The 19,975-nt window shown below is 71.2% G+C and carries 19 protein-coding genes; 12 read left to right on the forward strand and 7 right to left on the reverse strand.

The features are described from left to right. Positions 1 to 316: 316 nt before the first annotated feature. Positions 317 to 1,534 carry a beta-ketoacyl-ACP synthase I gene (gene fabB / locus ACFSOX_RS20050; RefSeq protein WP_378479597.1) on the reverse strand — a complete coding sequence of 406 codons (1,218 nt, stop codon included), beginning with the start codon at positions 1,532 to 1,534 and terminating at the stop codon, positions 317 to 319. A 51-nt stretch (positions 1,535 to 1,585) separates the two neighbouring features. Then, the gene (gene fabA, locus ACFSOX_RS20055) at positions 1,586 to 2,113 is read right to left on the reverse strand and encodes a bifunctional 3-hydroxydecanoyl-ACP dehydratase/trans-2-decenoyl-ACP isomerase (RefSeq protein WP_378479598.1); all 528 of its coding nucleotides are present in this window, start codon (positions 2,111 to 2,113) and stop codon (positions 1,586 to 1,588) included. A gap of 229 nt (positions 2,114 to 2,342) precedes the next feature. On the opposite strand from fabA, the gene irr reads away from it, so the two are divergent. Together irr and ACFSOX_RS20065 are read left to right on the forward strand one after the other, a co-directional pair. Continuing rightward, positions 2,343 to 2,849, forward strand: coding sequence for a Fur family transcriptional regulator Irr (gene irr, locus ACFSOX_RS20060; protein ID WP_378479599.1), 507 nt, complete (start codon positions 2,343 to 2,345; stop codon positions 2,847 to 2,849). Between the two features lie 465 nt (positions 2,850 to 3,314). Continuing rightward, on the forward strand, positions 3,315 to 3,833 hold the full coding sequence (locus ACFSOX_RS20065) for a hypothetical protein (protein WP_378479600.1): 519 nt from the start codon (positions 3,315 to 3,317) through the stop codon (positions 3,831 to 3,833). Positions 3,834 to 3,845: 12 nt separating this feature from the next. Here the strand turns inward: ACFSOX_RS20065 and ACFSOX_RS20070 are convergent, their stop codons facing one another. After that, the gene (locus tag ACFSOX_RS20070) at positions 3,846 to 4,322 is read right to left on the reverse strand and encodes an SH3 domain-containing protein (RefSeq protein ID WP_378479626.1); all 477 of its coding nucleotides are present in this window, start codon (positions 4,320 to 4,322) and stop codon (positions 3,846 to 3,848) included. A 305-nt stretch (positions 4,323 to 4,627) separates the two neighbouring features. On the opposite strand from ACFSOX_RS20070, the gene ACFSOX_RS20075 reads away from it, so the two are divergent. The 5 genes from ACFSOX_RS20075 (at position 4,628) to ACFSOX_RS20095 (ending at position 10,263) form a co-directional block, all read left to right on the forward strand. Then, on the forward strand, positions 4,628 to 5,629 hold the full coding sequence (locus ACFSOX_RS20075) for a 2-hydroxyacid dehydrogenase (protein ID WP_378479601.1): 1,002 nt from the start codon (positions 4,628 to 4,630) through the stop codon (positions 5,627 to 5,629). Positions 5,630 to 6,053: 424 nt separating this feature from the next. Next, complete coding sequence (locus ACFSOX_RS20080; RefSeq protein WP_378479602.1) at positions 6,054 to 6,485, forward strand: hypothetical protein; 432 nt, start codon at positions 6,054 to 6,056, stop codon at positions 6,483 to 6,485. Positions 6,486 to 7,208: 723 nt separating this feature from the next. After that, positions 7,209 to 7,952 (forward strand): maleate cis-trans isomerase family protein, encoded by a 744-nt coding sequence (locus tag ACFSOX_RS20085; RefSeq protein ID WP_378479603.1) that lies wholly within the window; start codon positions 7,209 to 7,211, stop codon positions 7,950 to 7,952. 10 nt (positions 7,953 to 7,962) lie between these two features. Continuing rightward, complete coding sequence (locus ACFSOX_RS20090) at positions 7,963 to 9,156, forward strand: FAD-dependent oxidoreductase (protein ID WP_378479604.1); 1,194 nt, start codon at positions 7,963 to 7,965, stop codon at positions 9,154 to 9,156. Positions 9,157 to 9,276: 120 nt separating this feature from the next. Further along, on the forward strand, positions 9,277 to 10,263 hold the full coding sequence (locus ACFSOX_RS20095) for a Bug family tripartite tricarboxylate transporter substrate binding protein (RefSeq protein ID WP_378479605.1): 987 nt from the start codon (positions 9,277 to 9,279) through the stop codon (positions 10,261 to 10,263). 183 nt (positions 10,264 to 10,446) lie between these two features. On the opposite strand, the gene ACFSOX_RS20100 is transcribed toward ACFSOX_RS20095, so the two are convergent. Then, on the reverse strand, positions 10,447 to 12,519 hold the full coding sequence (locus ACFSOX_RS20100) for a methyl-accepting chemotaxis protein (protein ID WP_378479606.1): 2,073 nt from the start codon (positions 12,517 to 12,519) through the stop codon (positions 10,447 to 10,449). Positions 12,520 to 12,674: 155 nt separating this feature from the next. Further along, entirely contained in the window at positions 12,675 to 13,034 is a 360-nt protein-coding gene (locus ACFSOX_RS20105) for a hypothetical protein (protein WP_378479607.1), read from the reverse strand. Between the two features lie 198 nt (positions 13,035 to 13,232). Between ACFSOX_RS20105 and ACFSOX_RS20110 the strand changes: the two genes are divergently transcribed. The 5 genes from ACFSOX_RS20110 (at position 13,233) to ACFSOX_RS20130 (ending at position 17,763) form a co-directional block, all read left to right on the forward strand. Further along, positions 13,233 to 14,408, forward strand: a complete 1,176-nt coding sequence (locus tag ACFSOX_RS20110; RefSeq protein WP_378479608.1) for a DSD1 family PLP-dependent enzyme — start codon at positions 13,233 to 13,235, stop codon at positions 14,406 to 14,408. Between the two features lie 137 nt (positions 14,409 to 14,545). Then, positions 14,546 to 14,782 carry a hypothetical protein gene (locus ACFSOX_RS20115; RefSeq protein WP_378479609.1) on the forward strand — a complete coding sequence of 79 codons (237 nt, stop codon included), beginning with the start codon at positions 14,546 to 14,548 and terminating at the stop codon, positions 14,780 to 14,782. 113 nt (positions 14,783 to 14,895) lie between these two features. Continuing rightward, positions 14,896 to 16,584 (forward strand): methyl-accepting chemotaxis protein, encoded by a 1,689-nt coding sequence (locus ACFSOX_RS20120; protein WP_378479610.1) that lies wholly within the window; start codon positions 14,896 to 14,898, stop codon positions 16,582 to 16,584. A gap of 267 nt (positions 16,585 to 16,851) precedes the next feature. Next, positions 16,852 to 16,977, forward strand: coding sequence for a type B 50S ribosomal protein L36 (gene ykgO / locus ACFSOX_RS20125; RefSeq protein ID WP_111359374.1), 126 nt, complete (start codon positions 16,852 to 16,854; stop codon positions 16,975 to 16,977). 195 nt (positions 16,978 to 17,172) lie between these two features. Further along, a complete protein-coding gene (locus tag ACFSOX_RS20130; protein WP_378479611.1) occupies positions 17,173 to 17,763 on the forward strand; it encodes a tetratricopeptide repeat protein in 591 nt (196 codons plus the stop codon). Positions 17,764 to 17,936: 173 nt separating this feature from the next. On the opposite strand, the gene pyk is transcribed toward ACFSOX_RS20130, so the two are convergent. After that, positions 17,937 to 19,367: a pyruvate kinase gene (gene pyk, locus ACFSOX_RS20135; RefSeq protein WP_378479612.1), complete on the reverse strand. Its 1,431-nt coding sequence runs from the start codon at positions 19,365 to 19,367 to the stop codon at positions 17,937 to 17,939. Continuing rightward, the gene (locus tag ACFSOX_RS20140; RefSeq protein WP_378479613.1) at positions 19,364 to 19,969 is read right to left on the reverse strand and encodes a DUF1036 domain-containing protein; all 606 of its coding nucleotides are present in this window, start codon (positions 19,967 to 19,969) and stop codon (positions 19,364 to 19,366) included. Before ACFSOX_RS20140 ends, pyk begins: the two co-directional genes overlap by 4 nt. Between the last annotated feature and the right edge of the window lie 6 nt (positions 19,970 to 19,975).

A 19,975-nucleotide genomic window follows, 5' to 3' on the forward strand; every position in this document is an offset into this window, starting at 1 on the left:
TCTTGGTGGCGCCCTGCTCGGTCGTCATGACGAACGGCCTGCGCGGCGGAAACCGAACCACGGCATGCCCGGAGGCAGTGCCGCCGGACGTCTTGCTGTCGGTGGACATGGTGTCGCCGCCTCCCCGCGCACGGCTCGACCCACCGCCCGTCCGGCCCGCCCGGAGGTCGCGTCACAGGTCGATACGTCTGGACGTGTTCGCCGGATCTGTATGTCGGGCGTGCTACAGTGGCGTGACGGCCACTGCGCCGGCTCCTGAACCTGTGGATGGGTTGCCGACACGGCGTGACCTTTCGTCGGGCGCGACCGGCGCCGCTCAGGCGTCAACGTGCTTGAAGACGAGCGAAGCGTTGGTGCCGCCGAACCCGAACGAGTTGGACAGCACGCAGGCGAGAGTCGCTCCATCGCGGCGTTCGCGCACGATCGGCATGTCGGCGAACACCGGATCGAGTGTCTTGATGTTGGCGCTCTCGCAGATGAAGCCGTTGTTCATCATCAGGAGCGAGTAGATCGCCTCCTGGACGCCGGCGGCGCCGAGCGAGTGGCCCGACAGCGACTTGGTCGCCGAGATCGCCGGCACCTTGTCGCCGAACACGTCGCGGATCGCCTCGATCTCCTTGACGTCGCCGATCGGCGTCGAGGTGGCGTGCGGGTTGATGTAGTCGACCGGCAGCTTGACGGTCGACAGCGCCATGCGCATGCAGCGCGCCGCGCCCTCGCCCGAGGGTGCCACCATGTCGTGCCCGTCCGAGGTGGCGCCGTAGCCGGCGACCTCGGCGTAGATCTTGGCGCCACGCGCCTTGGCGTGCTCGAGCTCCTCGAGCACCAGAACGCCGGCGCCGCCGGCGATGACGAAGCCGTCGCGGTCGACGTCGTAGGCGCGCGAGGCGGCGGTCGGCGTGTCGTTGTACTTGGACGACATCGCCCCCATGGCGTCGAACAGCACCGACAGGGTCCAGTCGAGCTCCTCGCAGCCGCCGGCGAAGATCACGTCCTGCTTGCCGTACTGGATGGTCTCGGCGGCGTTGCCGATGCAGTGGCTCGAGGTCGCGCAGGCCGAGGAGATCGAGTAGTTGACGCCCTTGATCTTGAACCAAGTGGCGAGCGTCGCCGAGGCGGTCGAGGACATCGCCTTGGGCACCGCGAACGGCCCGACCCGCTTCGGCCCCTTCGACCGGGTGACGTCGGCGGCCTCCACGATGGTGCGGGCGGACGGGCCGCCCGAGCCCATGATGATGCCGGTGCGCGGGTTGGAGACCTCGGACTCGGCGAGGCCGGAGTCGCGGATCGCCTGCTCCATGGCGACGTGGTTCCAGGCCGCGCCGTTCCCCAGGAACCGCATGGCGCGGCGGTCGACCGCCTCCTCGGGGTCGAGGGTCGGCGCGCCGTGCACCTGACAGCGGAAGCCGAGCTCGGCATACTTGTCGGCACGCGAAATACCGGACTTGGCCTCGCGCAGGCTCGCCAACACCTCCTGGGTGTTGTTCCCGATGGACGACACGATGCCCATCCCGGTGACGACGACGCGTCTCATGATTCCGATTCCTGACTGGCCGGCGGGCCGAAAGCCCGCGGCGGTGCCGGGCTATGCCGGACCGGGCTGCGGCGCCTGATCCCGGAACAAGCCCACCTTGAGATCCATTGCGCGATAAATGACCGAGCCGTCCGCCGACAGCCAGCCGTCGGCCACTCCGAGCACCAGGCGGGAGCGGACGACCCGCTTGATGTCGACGCCGTAGACGACCTTACGGACGGTCGGAAGAACCTGACCCGTGAACTTCAGCTCGCCGAGCCCGAGCGCCCGCCCCTTGCCCTCCGCCCCGAGCCAGCCGAGGAAGAAGCCGAGCAGCTGCCACAGCGCATCCAGGCCGAGACAGCCCGGCATCACCGGGTCACCCTTGAAATGACAGGGGAAGAACCACAGGTCCGGCTTCACCTCGAGCTCGGCACGCACCAGACCCTTGCCGTGGTCGCCGCCCTGCTCGCCGATCTCGGCGATGCGGTCGAACATCAGCATCGGCGGCAGCGGGAGCTGCGGTCCTTCGGAGAACATTTCGCCCCGGCCACAAGCGAGAAGGTCTTCGTACTCGAAGCTCGACCGACGATTGTGCATTCCGTGAGTTCCCCGCGACCACCGACCCACCGGATCGGCCGCACTTCCCTAACACACGCGCCCGGACGGTCAAACCGCTCGCCGACAGGGCTGCGCACCGAAATTCACCATCCCCGGGGGTACGCGGAATTGCGATGCATTTGCAAGAAGGTTGCAACAGCGAAACCACGCCGGTATGATGCCTGATCAACAGGTCAATTGCCGGGCCAGGCACGCGAGTTCAGTCACGATGCAGAGGAATTCTCCGGCTTTGAACGCCGGTCTCGGATCCGCCAAGTCGGGGGACGCGGGGGCCTTCTTCGCTCAGCGTCCCGAGCTCAACGGGTGCCCCTGGCACGACGTGAAGAGCCTGCTGCGCGGCGTCGGCCTGCGGCCCACCCTGCAGCGCATGGCGCTGGGCTGGATCCTGTTCGGCAAGGGCCATCGGCACCTCACCGCCGAGATGCTCTACGAGGAGGCGTCGCGGGCGCGCGTTCCGGTGTCGCTCGCCACCGTCTACAACACCCTGCACCAGTTCACCGATGTCGGGCTGCTGCGCCAGGTCGCCGTGGACGGGTCGAAGACCTATTTCGACACCAACGTCTCCGAGCACCACCACTTCTTCCTCGAGGACAAGAACGCGCTCGTCGACATCCCGACGGTCGAGACCGAGATCGGCACCCTGCCGGCGCTCCCCGAAGGCTACGAGGTGGGCCGTGTCGACGTGGTCGTCCGTCTCAAGGCGAAGGGAAAGTAGGCCGGGCCGCGACGCGGCGTCCCGAACGGGTTTCGAACGGCCGGGTGATCCCCGGCCGTTTTCATTCGTCGATACTGTCCTGCGACGTCCGCCGGTGCCGGACCGGCGCGCGGCACCGCCTGCGGATTGCGGCCGGCTCGGATCGCGTCGGGCCCGAGGCTCCACCTCGATGCCTCGGCCCGCGCGACGAGACAGGACGGCCCCACAGGATGAGGGCCGGGAGCGCCGGCCCGGTGGGCTCCGGTCCGAGCGATCTCCGACCCGGTTCGTGTCCGGCCTAATTCGTTTCCGACCGATGTCACATTCGACCCACGTCATGGCGCTTCTCGGCCGGTCGTGAATGCTGTCCGGCGTGCAGGCCGCTCGTGCCGGGCTACGAGCCACGTCGGTCGGCGCCCCGGGCGCGATGCGGTGCTGTTCATGATGCCGTCCGCGAACCGCGGGCGAACGCGCAGGAACACGTCCATGCCGATCAAAGCCCATTACAGCAAGCCGAAGCTCGCCGTTCGGGCCGCCGTTCTCGGTTTCTTTCCGGTTCTGGGGATCGCGATCCTAGTGCTCGAAATTTACTTGCGGACGACAGGCCGAGAGACGGGACCGATCGACTATCAGCTTTTTCTGTACGTTCCGCTGCTGCTACTGGTCGTGCCGATCGTCATCCGATACGTCCGGCGGATCTTCGACGACGCTCCGGTGCTGTCCATCGACGAGTCGGGCGTCTACGATCGACGGTGGCTCGACCGTCCGATTCCCTGGGACAAGATCACCTGGAGCGGCGTGGCGCGGATCGGCTTCCAATCGTCGATCTGGCTCAAGCTGGCGGTCCCGTTGAGCGACTACACGTCCGGAGGGGCCAAGCGCAGGCTCGCCAATCTCGGCGCCTTCACCGGGATGCTGGTGGTCAATTGCTCGGACCTCGACGTCCGCGCCGAGGCGATCCAGGCCTGTATCGAACGATACCTGCCCCCGAAGCCGGCAGCGTGACGCCCCGGCCGGTCAATCCACCTTCTCGTTCGGATAGACGCCCCACAGGCGCTCCTGGGCGATCCAGCCGTCGAACTTGTCGCCGACGAACCGGCACCACCTGCCGTCGCAGCGCTTGACGGTGCCGACCACGCCGGGCTCGAGCCGCGCCGTCACCGGGCTTCCCGCATCGGCGTCGGACCGCACCGGGACGAGCTCGTCGCTGCCCTTGGCGCGCGCCACGAAGGCGGTGCGCTTGCCCGACAGCAGCGAGTGGTAGACCCAGCCCTCGGCGCCCTCCCAGTCGCGGATGCGACGCCAGTTCTCGTACTCGGCCGTGATCTCCACGGGCAGGCCGGAGCGGGTGTAGACCCAGGTGACGTCGTGGTCCTTGGTCGGGCCGGCCCGGACGTTGACGCGATCGGGCTTCAGGCTGACGAAGCGCGGCACCGGCAGTCCGGAGACTGCGCCCGTCGGCAGATCGGTGGCGCCGGCGGGGGCGCGGCTCATCGCCGCGACGACGAGCACGGCGATGATCGCGAGCCCCGCGCGCGCCACGGCGCGGCGCGGCGAATCGCCGTCGATTGCATGACTCGGGCCCTGTCGGCGCGCCCCGGACGGGGCCCGGACAGGGGATGTGTGGAGCCGGTTCTGGCGCATTGTGTTATCCCGGCCATCTGGTACAGAAGAGCCGGCAGGGTCCTTCTCGACGTGCCTCCGAGTGCGGAATTCCAATGTCCGCGATGAGGGTTAAAGAGGGCTGAAAGACCGCGGCCGCCCGTTTCGGGCGATCTGCATGCGGTGGGGCGAACGACATGCCGAATCGGAAGAAGCCGGTCGTGGTGGTGACGCGAAAGCTGCCCGACAGCGTCGAGACCCGGATGCGGGAGCTGTTCGACACGCGGCTCAACATCGACGATACGCCGATGACGCCGGCGGCCCTCGCCGAGGCGATGCAGGAGGCCGACGTGCTGGTCCCGACCGTGACGGACCGCATCGACGCGCACGCGCTGGGCCATGCCGGCGAGCGGCTCAAGCTGATCGCGAATTTCGGCAATGGTGTCGACAATATCGATGTCGGCGCGGCGCTCCAGCGCGGCATCACGGTGACCAACACGCCGGGCGTCCTCACCGAGGACACGGCCGACATGGCGATGGCGCTGATCCTCGCGGTGCCGCGGCGCCTCACCGAGGGCGCCGCCCTGATGATCGGCGACAAGGCCTGGACCGGCTGGACGCCGACCTGGATGCTCGGCCACCGCATCTCCGGCAAGCGCCTCGGCATCATCGGCATGGGCCGTATCGGCCAGGCGGTGGCGCGCCGCGCCCGCGCCTTCGGGGTGCAGATCCACTATCACAATCGTCGCCGGGTGCCGGGCAAGATCGAGGAGGCGCTCGAGGCGACCTGGTGGGAGAGCCTCGACCAGATGCTCGCCCGCATGGACATCATCTCGGTCAACTGCCCGCACACGCCGGCGACCTATCATCTCCTGTCGGCGCGGCGCCTGAAGATGCTCCAGAAGGGCGCCTACATCGTCAACACGGCACGCGGCGAGATCATCGACGAGAACGCGCTCGCCCGCATGATCGAGACCGGCGAGATCGCCGGTGCCGGGCTCGACGTGTTCGAGCACGAGCCGGCCGTGAACCCGAAGCTGATGCGCCTCGCGCGGAGCGGCAAGGTCGTGCTGCTGCCGCATCTCGGCTCGGCCACGATCGAGGGCCGGGTCGACATGGGCACCAAGGTGATCATCAACATCCAGACCTTCATGGACGGCCACCGGCCGCCCGACCGGGTGCTGCCCTCGATGCTGTGAGGCGGCGGCGACGGTCCGCCGCCGCGACGTGGCTCGCGCTGCCGGCGACCGGAATGCCGCGTGCGATGCGGCTGCCGCGCGGGCGTCGGAGCCGGTGTGTCGTCGCCGGCCGCATGGCCGCGCCGGCGATCTGCACCACACCCGTGCTCGGCCTCCTGCCCGCCGATTCCCCGTCGCGCGAGACGCTGCACGCGGCGCCGCGCCCGAGCCCGGTCGACCTCCTGCGGGCGCCGGCGTGCTGCCGCGCATCCAAGGGGTCGACGACCGGCTCCACCGGGGGGAGGATGCGCCGCCGCTCGCGGCGGAGTAGGGTGTGGGCGGCCCGGCGGTGCCGCGATGCGCCGCGGGTTCGTCACGGGCGAACCGCGACCGCCTTGGTGCGTTGATCCGCCGCCGACCGGCGGCGCGAGCGAGGAGGCAGACGATGGGACGCGTTGAGGAAGCCTTTCTGGGTGGACGGGCGCATCCCCAGAGGACGGAGCCGGCGGCAGCCGGCGCCGTCACGGCGTTCGACCGCGGTGCCGCCTGGGCGCGCGACGTCCTTCTTCCCGCGGTCGAGCGGGCGAACGGCGAGCTCGGCGCCCACGGGGTGCAGTTCCGGGTCGACACCAATCTCGATCCGCGCTCGACCAACCACGCCCACGTCGACGTCTGGATCGCCCCGACCAGCGAGCCGAGCGGCGGCGCGCCGCACGGCCTGCGCCACTCGATCAACGTGCGGGACGGCCGCGAGGTCTGGCTCTACCGGCACGGCGACGCCGGCCAGCTCCTCGGCACCGTCGACGAGATGACGACCGAGGCCTGCGAGACGCTGCTCGCCCGCGCGGCCGGCGATTACGCCCGCACGATGGGGTGAGCGGGCGGTCGCAGCAGCCCTGGTCGCAGGGTGCCGAGCATTCGCCCGTCCCCGGGCCGGCGCCGGCACGATCTCGGCGGTTTCGTTCTGTACGGAGGCCGGTGCGGCGGCGCGGAGACGATGGTCCTTCGCAGCGAGGACACCGGCGAACCGATTGCGACACGGGGGCGCCGATGGCCCGGTGAACGGCGCGGCGACGCGGTCGAGGTGGCGCGACTGGTCGTTGTCGTCCGGCGTGAACCGTTCCGCCGTCGGCTGGGGGCTTCCACGGTCACCCGGCCCGATCGGTTCCGCCCTGCATCGGGGACACGACCGGCGTCGCGCCTTGCGGCCAGCCGCTCCGGAAACGGCTCGCGCCGATGTCCGCGCGCGCCGTCCCGATCCGTTCGCGTGTCGACCCTGATCGGTCCTCCGCAAGCCGACCTCCCTTGAGTCACCGACGATGCGATCCGGGAGTCCGGACCCGGACGGAGATCTCGACCATCCGCCGACGGACCGCCCGCGCGGGGCCGAGCGGAGAGTGGACCATTGCCGAGCGCCACGACATCGTCGCAGCGCAAGATGGCGTCACCGCGCTGCACAGTCGTTGGGCAAATTCGCGAACTGCCTTCGCAAACGGCGAAATCAGCATGACCGAGATTGGCATTCCCGCGCGTCGCGGCCGGTTCGTAGCATGTGATCACGTCGGCCGGACCGCACGGCCCACCGAAAAAGGCGCAGCGCGTGGACGCTCTCGGCTATCGCAAGAAGATCGGCATCGTCGTGCCCTCCACCAATACGGTGGTCGGGCCCGAATGCGAGGCGCTGCGGCCGCGCGGCGTCACCAACCACGTCGGCCGCCTCACGCTGGAGAACAAGCCGATCGAGGCGAGCGACGCCGGCTTTCTGGCCCACGTCCAGCGCATGCGCGACGGCATCTTCCCGGCCATCGACCAGGTGATGACCTGCGCGCCCGACCACGTGATCATGGCGGTGGCGATCGAGGCCTTCACAGGCGGCGTTGCCGGTGCGGCGGCCTTGCAGGCCGATCTGGAAAAGCGCGCCGGCGTCGGCGTCTCGATGGGCTCGACCGCGGCGACGGCGGCGCTGACGGCTTTCGGGGCGAAGCGCATCGCCGTCCTCACCCCGCATCAGCCGAAAGGCGACGAGACGGTCGCGTCCTATCTGACCGAGGCCGGCTTCGACGTGAAGCGCATCGTCGGCCTGCGCTGCGCCTCGCCGTTCGCCATCGCGCAGGTGCAGCCGGCGACCTTGCGCAAGGTGCTGCGCGAGATCGACGGCGACGACATCGACGCCATCCTGCAGGTCGGCACGAACCTTGCGAACGGCGCCGTCGCGGCCGAGGCGGAGCGCTGGCTCGGCAAGCCGGTGCTCGCCATGAACGTCGTCACCTATTGGGACGCGCTGCGCCGCAGCGGCATCGACGACCGGCTCTACGGCTTCGGCCGGGTGCTGGAAGAGTTTTGAGGAGCCGCGAATGGCGCAGGAGCGCGTCGTCGTCGTCGGAGCGGGGCCGACCGGGCTGACGGCGGCGCTGTTCCTGGCGCGCGCCGGCGTGCCCGTCACGGTGCTGGAGGCGCGCAGCGAGATCTACGAGGATCCGCGCGCCGCGACGTTCCATCCGCCGACGCTCGAGATGTACGCCGACACCGGCGTCACGGCCGAGCTGCACGCCCGCGGCATCCTCTGCCCGCAATGGCAGTTCCGCGGCCGCGACGAAGGGCTGGTCGCGCAGTTCGACCTCGGCCTTATCGCCGACGTGACGCCCTATCCGTACCGGCTGCAGTGCGAGCAGCACAAGCTGGTCGCGATCCTGACCGACCGGCTCGCCGCCTTCCGCAACGTCGACATCCGCTACGGCGCGCCGGCCGCGACCGTGACCCAGGACGCCGCCGGCGCCGCCGTGATCCTGGAGAACGGCGAGGCGGTGCGCGGCGCCTATGTGATCGGCGCCGACGGTGGCCGCAGCGTGGTGCGCAAGTCGCAGGAGATCGATTTCGAGGGCTTCACGTATCAGGAGCGATTCCTCGTCGTCACCACGACGTTCGACTTCGCCCGGCGCGGCTTCGCCTATTCCTGCTACGTGTCGGATCCGCGCGAGTGGTGCGCCCTGTTCAAGGTGCCGGGCGAGGGTCCGCCCGGCCTGTGGCGCGTCGTCTTCCCGACGCCACCCGAGGCGGCCGCCGAGGATCTGCTGGACCCCGTCGGCGCCGAGACCAGAGTGCGCGGCTTCCTCGCCACCGACGAGCCCATAAAGATCGTCCACACCAATCTCTACACGGTCCACCAGCGGGTCGCGGCGACCTACCGGCGCGGCCGCGTGCTGCTCGCCGGCGATGCGGCTCACGTCAACAATCCGCTCGGCGGCATGGGCATGAACTTCGGCATTCACGACGCGGTCAGCCTCGCCGGCGCGCTCGTGCGCGTGCTCGGCGGCGCGCGCGACGATCTGCTCGACCGCTACGACCGGCAGCGCCGCCACGTCGCCAACGCGTTCCTGCAGGCGATGACCATCCAGAACAAGCGCGTGCTCGAGGAGAAGGATCCGGCGGTCCGCGAGGCCCGCCTGAGCGAGCTGCGCGACACCGCCGCGGACCCCGCCAAGGCCCGCCCGTTTCTCATGCGAACGGCGATGATCGAGGGGCTGCGCGCCGCAGCCGCCGTCGACTGAACGCCGTCGCGCCCCAAGGGACGACACCCCCTTCGAGGAGGACATTCACGAGGGTCGATCGCAACTGACGGGACCGGGACCCGCCGCGCGCGAGAGCACAAGGTCGGAGCGGAGCGAGATATGACGACACGACGTGCGCTGCTGAAGTCGCTGGCGGCCGGAGCCATGGTGGCCGGGGCCGGACCCCTGGGCCTGCCGCTGTCGGCGCGGGCGAGCGGCTGGCCGGACCGGCCGGTCCGCATCCTGGTGCCGTTCGCGGCCGGCGGAAACACCGACGGCATCGCCCGTCTGCTCGCCGCCCATCTGAGCGAGCGGCTCGGCCAGCAGTTCGTGGTCGAGAACCGCACCGGCGCGGGTGGCACCATCGCGGCCGAGGCGACGGCGCGATCGCCCGCCGACGGCTACACCCTGATGGTCGCGGCCGTCGCCCAGATGGCCGTGTTCCCGGCGATCAAGAAGACGAACTACGATCCGCTGACCGACTTCACGGCGATCAGCAACGTCGCCAGCAACCCGTTCTGCCTGGTCGTCCACCCGTCCTTCCCGGCCCAGACGCTGCCCGAGCTCGTCGCCTACGTGAAGGAGCGCCCCGGCAAGGTCGTCTACGCCTCCGGCGGCAACGGCAGCATCAGCCATCTCACCATGGCGCTGTTCGTCAAGCGCGCCGGCCTCGACATGATGCACACGCCCTATCGGGGCGGCGCGCCGGCCGTCGCCGACGTGATCGCCGGCCATGTGCCGATGTATTTCGGCAATCTCTCGGAGGCGCTGCCGCATGCCGGCGGGGCGCTGCGCGCGATCGCCGTATCGGGCGCCACCCGCGCGCCCAAGCTGCCGGCCGTGCCGACCGTCGCCGAGCAGGGCTATCCGGGCTTCAAGACCGACACCTGGAACGGCCTGATCGCGCCGGCCGGCACCCCGAAGGAGATCGTCGACCTCCTCGCCCGCGAGGTGAAGGCGGCCCTGAAGGAGAAGAAGACGCTGGAGCAGCTCGACAGCTTCGGGGTCGACCCGATCGGCTCCACGCCGGACGAGTTCAAGGCGACCATCGCGGCCGACGTCGCCCTGTGGCGCGAGGCCGTCAAGGACGCCAACGTGTCGCTGTAGGAGAACCGCGGCGTCCGGATACCGTCCCGCCGGTGCGCAGTGACCTCGATCCGTCATCCTGAGCCGCCCGGCGGGAGCCGGGCCTCGCAGGACGACGGCCGGAGCGCCTCGACCGTCGCCCTTCGACGACCGCGCTGTGCGCGGCCACTTCGGGGCGACGGAGCAACGTGGTGCCCGATCGCCTCACCCTGCCCGCACGCTCCGCAAGAAGCGCTCGACGTCGCCGCTCAGATGGTCGGCGTCGGACGCCATGGTCTCGACCGACTCGAGCACGGCGTCGCTCGCCGTGCCGGTCTCGCGGCTCAGCGCCGCGACGTTGCCGATGGTGCGGGTGACGGCCTGGGTGCCGCTCGACGCCTGCTGGACGTTGCGCGAGATCTCCTGCGCGGCCGCGCCCTGCTGCTCCACGGCGGCGGCGATCGCCGCCATCTTCTCGTCGATGCCGCCGATCGTGTGGGCGATCGAGCGGATCTCGCCGACCGCCGTCTCGGTCGCCGACTGGATGTCGGCCACCTGCCGGGCGATCTCGTCGGTCGCCTGAGCGGTCTGGCCGGCGAGCCGCTTCACCTCCTGCGCCACCACGGCGAAGCCCTTACCGGCCTCGCCGGCACGCGCCGCCTCGATCGTCGCGTTGAGCGCCAGGAGATTGGTCTGGCCGGCGATCTGGGTGATCAGCTCGACCACGGTGCCGATGTGCTTGGCCGACGCGGCGAGCGCGTCGACGGTCGTGTTGGTGCGCTCGGCCTGGACGACCGCCTCGCGGGCGCCGGCGGCGCTCGCCTGCACCTGGCGCGAGATCTCGCTCACCGAATGCGACAGCTCCTCGGTCGCCGCGGCGACCGCCTGGACGTTCATGGTCGCCTGGTCGGCGGCGGCCGCGACGGCGGCGGCCTCCTCGCTCGACCGGCCCGCGATGGTGCGCATCGCCGCGGCCGTCGAGCGCAGCTCGCCGGCCGAGCGGCCGAGGCTGTCGATCACGTTCTTCGCGGTGCTGTCGAAGCGTTCGCAGGCGCTGTTCACGGTGCCGGCGCGTTCGAGCTGGCTCTGCTGGGCGGCCGCGTGCTCGGCGGCGAGCCGCTCGGCGGTCGCCGCCCCCTGGCGCAGATTCTCCAGGGCCACCGCCATGGCGCCGAACTCGTCCTGATGGGCCGGCGGCGGCACCGGGGTCGCGTAGTCGCGGACCCGCAGCCGTTCGATCGAGGCGAGCAGCGAACGCACCGGCGCGGCGAAGCGCCGGCGCACCACGATCCAGCCGAAGAGGGCGACGGCGAGCGCCGCCGCGAAGGCGACCGACTGGGCGACCAGATTGGTGAGCGCCGCCGCGCGGTCGCGGTCGCCCTGGGCGATCGCCTCGTCGAGCGCGCCGATCGCGACCGCGACGATCGCGTCGAACGGCGCCTGGCAGGTGGCGGTCCATTCGGCCGGCGGCATCAGCGGCGCCGTGCCGGTGCCCAGGCGCGACGTGACCTGGTCGATCTTGGCGTTGGCGGCGTCGATCTGGCCGCGCGCCTCACGGAACGACGCTGCCACGGCCGCCGGCGCACCCGGGCGTGCGAGCAGCTCGTCGATTCCGGCGAGGCTCGACGCGAGGACGGCGCGGTGCTGTCCGTGGGTGATCTTCTGGGCCTCGCTGGCCGCCTGGCCGGAGTTGACGTTGCCGCGCAGCAGCGAGCATTGCAGGCCGTAGCGGTCCCGCGCCTGCCAGGCGAAGCGCCGCACCTGGACCATCTCGCCGATCAGCGGGTGGCTCATGCGGGCGCGGTTCGACACCGCGCTCGAGGCGTTGTTGAGCTGCTCGAAGATGCCGCGCGAGTCCTGCCAGGCCGCGATCCGCTTCAGGTCGCGCTCCTTGCGCGGCCGCTGGGCCTCGGCGATCAGGAGCGGGTAATGCGACGCCGCGACGGTCCATTCGCGGGCGATCGCCGCGTCGAGGGCGTCGCGGTCGGGCACGTCGATGGCGGCGAGGGCCGCGCGCGTCGCCTCGTAGCGGGCGGTCGCGCTCCGTTGCAGCGCATCGAGCTTCGGCGTCGGGTCGTCCTCGGCGATCAGCGCCGTCATGGCGCTGCCGCGCTGGCCGCGGAGATCCCGGATCGCCTCGAAGATCGTCTTGTCGGCGGCGGCGAGCATCTGCGCCTCGCTGCTGGCCCGGAACTGCCCGACCGCCGCGACCATGCGCAGGCCGGTCGAGACCAGCACGCCGCCGGCGAGCAGCACCAGCACCGACGTCAGAAGTGTACCGACCGACCGCGATGCCATCGCTCGCCCCCGTGATCCCCATTCACGCGGACATCATGCTATGGAGTGGTAACGCAATGGCTAATAAGGCGGTAAGCTCGGCCGCCGCGCGACCCCGGCGCGTCTCCCGTCGGGGGAGGGGACGTGGCGCCGCGCGGTCGCGGCCGCCCGGCGGATCAGTCGATCTTGCGCAGCGGGCCGAGGTCGATCTTCTGGTTCGGCAGGGTCGTCACTTCCTTGTCGATCTGCAGGCAGGTGAGGAGCTCGACATAGCTCGGCTGCTCGGTCCCCGCCTCGGCGATGCAGCCCTGGCGCTGCTTGGCCGTCCACTTGCTCCAGTCGGCGACGAGCTGCTTGCGGGCGTCCTCCTCGGACTGCAGGCAGCTCTTCAGCGCCGCCTCGGTGTCGGAGCCGCCACGGCAGCTCGGCCGCACGTCGAAGGTCGGAACCTGGTCGGAGGCGAGCGCCGGACGCTCCGCCGCGGGCACGGCGAGAGCGGCGGCGATCAGGGCAAGGGCGAGCGGCGACAGGCGCATGGGACATCCTCCTCGGTCCTGACCGTCTAGCAAAGCGGCATTACCGCTCTCTTACGGTGCGGCGCACGACGGTGCTTCACTGTGCCGCTCTTTGCGCCGGGTTCCAACCGCGAAGTCTCCTCCGCCCGCCGCGGCGTCGCGCTTGCCGGTCCGGCCGTTGGCGGCTTTGATGGCGCCTCGCCGCCCGGGAGCCCGCCCATGACCATCGACCTCGTCGCCCTGCCGACCGACGCGCGCTCCGGCCCCCGGTTCGGCGTCCCCGGATCGCGGAGCGCCATCGACACGCCGGCCCTGGTGCTCGATCTCGATGCGGTCGAGTTCAACCTCGCCGCGATGGCGCGGATCGCCCGCGCCGCCGGCGTGGCGCTGCGGCCGCACGCCAAGACGCACAAGTCGACGGCGATCGCGAAGCGGCAGATCGCGGCCGGCGCGATCGGCATCTGCTGCGCCACCATCGACGAGGCCGAGGTGATGGTCGCGGCCGGCTTGCCGGGCGTGCTGATCACGTCGCCGCTGGTCACACGGGGCAAGATCGACCGGCTGATGGATCTGCTCGACCGGGCCGGCGACGTGATGGTGGTGGCGGACGACGTCGGAAACGTCGCCGCCCTCGACGCCGCCGCCGGTGCGCGCGGAAAGACGCTCGGCGTGCTGGTCGACCTCGATCTCGGCCAACGCCGCACCGGGGTCGCCGACGTCGCTGCGGGCGTCCGGCTCGCCCGCGAGATCGCCTCGTGGAAGGCGCTGCGGTTTCGTGGCGTGCAGGCCTATGCGGGCCATCTGCAGCATGTCCCGACCCGGACCGAGCGCGAGGCGCTCGCCCGCACCGCACACGACCGCGTGGCGGCGTTGGTCGCCGAGCTGCGCGCCGAGGGCCTCGCGCCCGCGATCGTCACAGGCGTCGGGACCGGCACGCACGCGATCGATTCCGAAGGCCCCTTCACCGAGCTGCAGGTCGGCTCCTATGTGGTGATGGACGCCGAATACGGCGCCGTCGAGCACGCGCCCGGGGTGCCGTGGCCGTTCCGGCCGGCCCTGTTCGTCGCCGTCGCGGTGGTGAGCGCGAACGTCGCCGGTCAGGTGACGACCGACGGCGGCACCAAGGCGTTCGCGCTCAATGGACCGCTGCCCACCGTGGCGGCCGGTCCGCTCGCCGGCGCGGCCTATGCGTTCGCGGGCGACGAGCACGGGCGACTCGTCGTGCCCGAGGGGGTGCCCCCGCCGCCGCTCGGCACCGTGATCGAATGCACGGTGCCGCATTGCGACCCGACCGTCGCGCTGCACGACGCGTATCTCTGCGTGCGCGGCGACCGGCTGGTCGACGTCTGGCCGATCGACGCCCGCGGCCGGCGCGCCCCCGTCCCGCCCGGCTGACGCGAGCCCGCTCTCCCGGCGATTGCGTCGGGCGGCGTGGTCAACCGTTTACTGATCCGAACGATCGACCTTTACGCGCTTTCGATCCTGGTGTGGAACTACCGTACTCGGGCCGGGGGGCCGGAGGACGAGACCCCATGTTCTTCAGCTCCACCAGCCAGACGTCGCAATCCCGCAAGGGCAACGCCAGGGGCACCTGGGCGCGCGGCGTCGTCGCCTGCCCCAAATGCGCCACCCCCAACACGGTGCAGCGCTTCGAGACGATCGTCGACGAGTTCTCGGTCCGCTGCAGCCGCTGCGGCCAGCGCAGCTTCCACCGCAAGGCCGAGATCGGCGTCCACCAGATGCCGGAGCGACGGCAGAAGAAGCGGTGACGCTCGTCGGTCACGGACCGGCCGATCGGTGAGCATAGCCGCATTAATCCGGCATTAGCAGTCACGTCCTATAAGAGAGAACCCCCGCAAAGCTGGCACGAGGATGCGGCGCCATGTCGGGGATCCTTCATTCCATCAAGGTCAAGGTGTGGGCGCTGGTGGCGCTGGCCGGGCTCGCCTGCGCGACGGTGGCCGGCGCGGCGCTGTGGATCACCTACAGCCGCATGCACGACGACCGGGTGGCCGCGCTGAAGCAGATCGTCGAGGTCGGCCATACGCTGGCGGCCAAGTTCGAGGCGGACGAGCGGGCCGGCAAGCTGACCCGCGAGGAGGCGATGGCGCGCTTCCGCGACGCCCTGCACGGGCTGCGCTACGCCGGCAACGAGTATCTGTTCGCCCACGGCTTCGATCACGTCGGCTTCGCCCATCCGCTGGCGCCGGCGCTGATCGGCAAGGATCTGAGCGACCTCAAGGATCCGAACGGCGTCTACATCGTGCGCGAGTTCGTCAAGGTCGCGACCGGGCCGGGCGCCGGCACCATCGCGTACATGTGGGCGCGCGACAAGGACTCGCCCCCGGTGCCCAAGCTCACCTATGTGAAGGCGTTCGCGCCGTGGAAGATCTTCGTCGGCACCGGCGTCTACACGGACGACCTGTGGACGGATTTCAAGGCGATGGCGTTCAAGCTCGCCGCCGTGATCGTGGTGGTCGCGCTGCCGGCACTCCTGATGATCGCGTTGGTCGGCCGCAATCTCGCCCGCGCCATCCAGGGGCTCGGCGACAAGACGCGGGCGCTCGCCGCCGGGGATCTGACCGTGGCGTTCCCCGAGGCGGAGCGGCGCGACGAGCTCGGCGCCATGGGCCGGGCCATGCAGGTGTTCAAGGACAACGCCGCCGCCAAGGCACGGCTCGAGGCCGAGCACGCGGCCGCCGCACGCCGCGCCGCCGAGGACAAGCGTGCCGCCATGACGGCGCTCGCCGGCCGCTTCGAGGCGACGGTCGGCAGCCTGATCGCCGAGGTCTCGCGCGGCGCCGTCGACATGGAGGCCCGCGCCCGCACCATGACGCGGTCGGCCGAGACCTCCGGCGCGCTCGCCGGCACGGTCGCGGCCGCCACCGGCCAGACCTCGGCCAATGTCCGCTCGGTCGCCGCGGCGACCGAGGAGCTGTCCTCGTCGAGCCAGGAGATCGGCCGCCAGGTGACGCAGTCGGCCGCCGTCGCGCGCCGCGCGGTCGGCGACGCCACCCGCACCGACGCGGTGATGCGCAGCCTCGCCGCGGACGCCCGCAAGATCGGCGACGTCGTCGCCCTGATCCAGACCATCGCGGGCCAGACCAACCTCCTGGCCCTGAACGCCACCATCGAGGCGGCGCGCGCCGGCGAGGCCGGCAAGGGCTTCGCCGTGGTGGCCACCGAGGTGAAGAGCCTCGCCACCCAGACCGCCAAGGCGTCCGAGGAGGTCGCCGCCCAGGTGCAGCAGATCCAGAACGCCACCGACGAGGCCGTGACGGCGCTCGAAGGCATCCGGACGACCATCACGACCATCGACGAGATCACGGCCGGCATTGCCTCCGCCGTCGAGCAGCAGGGGGCGGCGACCCGCGAGATCGCCCGCAACGTCCAGGAGGCGGCGACCGGCACGCACCACGTCGCCGCCACCATCGGCGGGGTGACCGAGGCCTCGGACGCGGTCGGCCGGGCGGCCGCCGACGTGCTCGGCGCCGCCGGCGCCCTGTCGGCCCGCTCCGGGCGGCTGCGCCAGGAGGTCGACGGCTTTCTGGCGGCCGTGACGGCGGCCTGACGCGGCGGCGACTTAGGCCGTGCCGGCGGCCCGGGAGGCGAGGCCGACCGACGCTCCGACCGACGCTCCGACCGGCGTTCTCGCGGCTTGACCCGCGCGGCCGTCCTCCCTATTTTCCGCCCCCGACGCGCAGTCCCGGCCCCGGGCCGAGACGCTGCGCCAAGACTTCCACCCGATCCCGCCTCGCCGGGCCACAGGCTCGGCCGCGCGAGGATCGTTTTGCCCATTCACCCGTGGCCTCGGCCCACGGCGTGCCGAGGACGAGCCATGAAGATCCGCAACTCGCTCAAGTCGCTGCGCGGGCGCCACCGGGACAACCGCCTGGTCCGCCGCAAGGGCCGCGTCTACATCATCAACAAGACCCAGCGTCGCTTCAAGGCTCGCCAGGGCTGAGGTTCGCGTCGTCGGACCGGCACCGCCGTCTCGCGCGGCCGTGATCGGGCCGGACGGGCCGCGCCCTTGCCGGGCGCGCGCCGGGCGCCCTAGACTGTTCCGATGAGCAGTCGACGGCCGGACTTCAGACGTCTTTCCGCCTTTCGATCGGTCGCCGCGGCCCTCGCCGCCGGCGGCCTTTTGGCGTCTCTCGCGATGACTGCGCCGGCGACGGCGCAAACGGCGCCGCCGGGCGCCGCGCCCGGCGCCGAGCCCGACTGGGTGGAGCCGCCCGCCAAGGTGCCGAAGCTCCCGCAGGGCGATCCGACCCGCAACCTCGACACCCTGTTCGGCGCCCTCAAGGTCGCCCCCGACGAGACCACGGCCAAGGCGGTCGAGAACCGCATCTGGGCGGTCTGGCTCGCCTCCGGCAGCGACACCGTCAACTTGCTGATGGCCCGCACCAAGGCGGCGATCGACAAGGACGACCACGCGCTGGCGATCCGGCTCCTCGACGCCGTGGTCGAGATCAAGCCCGACTATGTCGAAGGCTGGAACCGCCGCGCCACCGTGTTCTTCCTGAAAAAGGACTACGCCGCCGCGCTCGCCGACCTGCGCCAGGTGCTGCGCCGCGAGCCCCGCCATTTCGGCGCGCTCGCCGGGCTGGGCACCATCATGCAGGAGATCGGCGACGAGAAAAACGCGCTCGACGCCTATCGCAAGGCGCTCGACGTCAACCCGCACCTCAAGGGCATGGCCGACAAGGTCCGCGGCCTGACCGAGAAGGTCGAGGGCCGGCCGATCTGAGGCTGACCGCCAGATCCGCCAACCTTTCTCCGTCACCCCGAGGTGCTCGCCGGAGGCGAGCCTGAGGTGCTCGCCGGAGGCGAGCCTCGAAGGGCGACGGCCGGGTCGGGGCCGCATCCTTCGCGGCCCCGCTTCGTCGGGCACCCCAGGATGACGGTCTAGGGGAAAGCCGCCTACTCGGCTGCCTTCGGGCTCACATAGGCGATGCGCACCATGTTGGTGGCGCCCGGCATGCCGAGCGGCATGCCGGCGACGATGATGATGCGGTCGCCGGCGCGGGCGAAGCCCTGGGCATGGGCGGTGCGGCAGGCGCGCTCGACCATGTCGTCGGGATCGCGCGCGTCGGCGTCGACCACGGCGTGGACGCCCCACACCAGCGCCAGCTTGCGCCCCGTGGCGAGGTTGGGCGAGATCGACACCACCGGCACGCTCGGCCGCTCGCGCGCCACCCGAAAGGCGGTCGCGCCCGACGAGGTCCACGACACCACGGCCGAGAGGTCGAGCGTCTCGGCCATCTGGCGGGCGGCGGCCGCGATGGCGTCGGCGCCGGTGCGCTCGGGCGGCGCCCGCAGGCCCTGGATCACGGTCTCGTAGGTCGGGTCGTGGTCGACCTCCTCGGCGATCCGGTTCATCGTCGCGACCGCCTCGACCGGGTACTGGCCGGAGGCGGATTCGGCCGACAGCATCACGGCGTCGGCGCCCTCGAAGATCGCGGTCGCCACGTCCGACACCTCGGCGCGGGTCGGCACCGGGCTCGAGATCATCGATTCGAGCATCTGGGTCGCCACCACGACGGGCTTGCCGGCGCGCCGCGCCTCGCGGGTGATCTGTTTCTGGATGCCCGGCACCTTCTCCAGCGGCATCTCGACGCCGAGATCGCCGCGCGCCACCATCAGGGCGTCGGCGGCGTCGAGGATGTCGGCGAGATCACGGACCGCCTGCGGCTTCTCGATCTTGGCGAGCAGACCGGCGCGGCCGCGGGTGATCTTTCGCGCGGCGGCGAGATCCTGGGCGCGCTGGACGAACGACATGGCGATCCAGTCGGCGCCGGCGTCGAGCGCCGCCTCCAGGTCGCGATGGTCCTTCTCGGTCAGGGCCGGCAGCGGGATCGTCGTATCGGGCAGGCTGAGGCCTTTTCGGGCGGTCAGCCGGCCGCCGACCTCGACCCGGGTGATGGTCCGTTCGGGATGCGCCTCGACCACGGTGAGGCGCAGCTTGCCGTCGTCGAGCAGCAGGCTGTGGCCGGGCTCGAGCGCGGCCAGCACCTCCGGATGCGGGACGTGCACGCGCTCGGCCGTGCCGGGCGTCGGGTCGGCGTCGAGCACGAAGGTCGCGCCGCGGTCGAGCATCACGGCGTCGGTCGCGAAGGTGCCGATGCGCAGCTTGGGGCCCTGCAGGTCGGCGAGGATGCCGACCGGGCGGCCCAGATCCTCCTCCACGCTGCGGATCATGCGCACCATCTCGCGCAGCCGCTCCGGCGTGGTGTGGCTCATGTTGATGCGGAACACGTCGGCGCCGGCCTGGAACAGGCGGGCGATCGCCGCCTGGTTGGCGCTGGCGGGTCCGAGGGTGGCGACGATCTTCACACGCCGCTGGCGTCTCATCGAGAAGGGCTTCCGGGGAAAGGCTGTGGGCTCGGCGGGCGCCCTTGCGCGGGCGGCACCGCCATGAAGGAGGGCGAGCCGGGCGCCGAGGGCGGGGCCCCGGCCGGCCGCTGCGAGGACTGCTCGTTGGAATCGGTCAGCTGCACCGTCCAGGTCTGTTGCTCGCCGGTGTCGACCTCGAAGAAGCCGGTCCGGTCGTAGCCGCGCGCCAGACAGTCTTCCGTCCCGCGAATCGTGAACTCTTTGTCGCGCGTGCACATGAAGGCCTGACCGGACCACTCGCCGCCCCGGTCGTAATCTACGGCATAGATGTAATAGTATCGTGCAACCAGCGTGCCACGGAGCAGCGTCTCGCAGGTGCGGGCCGGCAGGTTCCACCAGCCCTCGGTCGCCCAGCCGTCGCCGTCCTTGTAGCCGACCGCGACCCCGACCCGCCCGGCCGTGTTGTTGCACATCCGGAAATCCGCCCGGGCGGGACTGCCCGCGTCGGCGAGCAGGAGCAGGCCGGCCGCGCCGATCGCCGCGCCGACGGCCGCGGCCCGCCGCGCCCCGGTCGGGAGCGCCCGGCGGGCGACGGTGGGAGGGGTTTCGCGCTGTGCCATTCCGGG

The organism is Rhodoplanes azumiensis, assembly GCF_042682915.1.
GTDB classification, from domain to species: domain Bacteria; phylum Pseudomonadota; class Alphaproteobacteria; order Rhizobiales; family Xanthobacteraceae; genus Rhodoplanes; species Rhodoplanes azumiensis.

What these genes read in the sequence shown, in the direction of transcription:
- fabB (WP_378479597.1), bottom strand. Translation starts at nt 1,534, where the DNA reads ATGAGACGCGTCGTCGTCACCGGGATGGGCATCGTGTCGTCCATCGGG.
- fabA (WP_378479598.1), bottom strand. Translation starts at nt 2,113, where the DNA reads ATGCACAATCGTCGGTCGAGCTTCGAGTACGAAGACCTTCTCGCTTGT.
- irr (WP_378479599.1), top strand. Translation starts at nt 2,343, where the DNA reads ATGCAGAGGAATTCTCCGGCTTTGAACGCCGGTCTCGGATCCGCCAAG.
- ACFSOX_RS20065 (WP_378479600.1), top strand. Translation starts at nt 3,315, where the DNA reads ATGCCGATCAAAGCCCATTACAGCAAGCCGAAGCTCGCCGTTCGGGCC.
- ACFSOX_RS20070 (WP_378479626.1), bottom strand. Translation starts at nt 4,322, where the DNA reads ATGAGCCGCGCCCCCGCCGGCGCCACCGATCTGCCGACGGGCGCAGTC.
- ACFSOX_RS20075 (WP_378479601.1), top strand. Translation starts at nt 4,628, where the DNA reads ATGCCGAATCGGAAGAAGCCGGTCGTGGTGGTGACGCGAAAGCTGCCC.
- ACFSOX_RS20080 (WP_378479602.1), top strand. Translation starts at nt 6,054, where the DNA reads ATGGGACGCGTTGAGGAAGCCTTTCTGGGTGGACGGGCGCATCCCCAG.
- ACFSOX_RS20090 (WP_378479604.1), top strand. Translation starts at nt 7,963, where the DNA reads ATGGCGCAGGAGCGCGTCGTCGTCGTCGGAGCGGGGCCGACCGGGCTG.
- ACFSOX_RS20095 (WP_378479605.1), top strand. Translation starts at nt 9,277, where the DNA reads ATGACGACACGACGTGCGCTGCTGAAGTCGCTGGCGGCCGGAGCCATG.
- ACFSOX_RS20100 (WP_378479606.1), bottom strand. Translation starts at nt 12,519, where the DNA reads ATGGCATCGCGGTCGGTCGGTACACTTCTGACGTCGGTGCTGGTGCTG.
- ACFSOX_RS20105 (WP_378479607.1), bottom strand. Translation starts at nt 13,034, where the DNA reads ATGCGCCTGTCGCCGCTCGCCCTTGCCCTGATCGCCGCCGCTCTCGCC.
- ACFSOX_RS20110 (WP_378479608.1), top strand. Translation starts at nt 13,233, where the DNA reads ATGACCATCGACCTCGTCGCCCTGCCGACCGACGCGCGCTCCGGCCCC.
- ACFSOX_RS20115 (WP_378479609.1), top strand. Translation starts at nt 14,546, where the DNA reads ATGTTCTTCAGCTCCACCAGCCAGACGTCGCAATCCCGCAAGGGCAAC.
- ACFSOX_RS20120 (WP_378479610.1), top strand. Translation starts at nt 14,896, where the DNA reads ATGTCGGGGATCCTTCATTCCATCAAGGTCAAGGTGTGGGCGCTGGTG.
- ykgO (WP_111359374.1), top strand. Translation starts at nt 16,852, where the DNA reads ATGAAGATCCGCAACTCGCTCAAGTCGCTGCGCGGGCGCCACCGGGAC.
- ACFSOX_RS20130 (WP_378479611.1), top strand. Translation starts at nt 17,173, where the DNA reads ATGACTGCGCCGGCGACGGCGCAAACGGCGCCGCCGGGCGCCGCGCCC.
- pyk (WP_378479612.1), bottom strand. Translation starts at nt 19,367, where the DNA reads ATGAGACGCCAGCGGCGTGTGAAGATCGTCGCCACCCTCGGACCCGCC.
- ACFSOX_RS20140 (WP_378479613.1), bottom strand. Translation starts at nt 19,969, where the DNA reads ATGGCACAGCGCGAAACCCCTCCCACCGTCGCCCGCCGGGCGCTCCCG.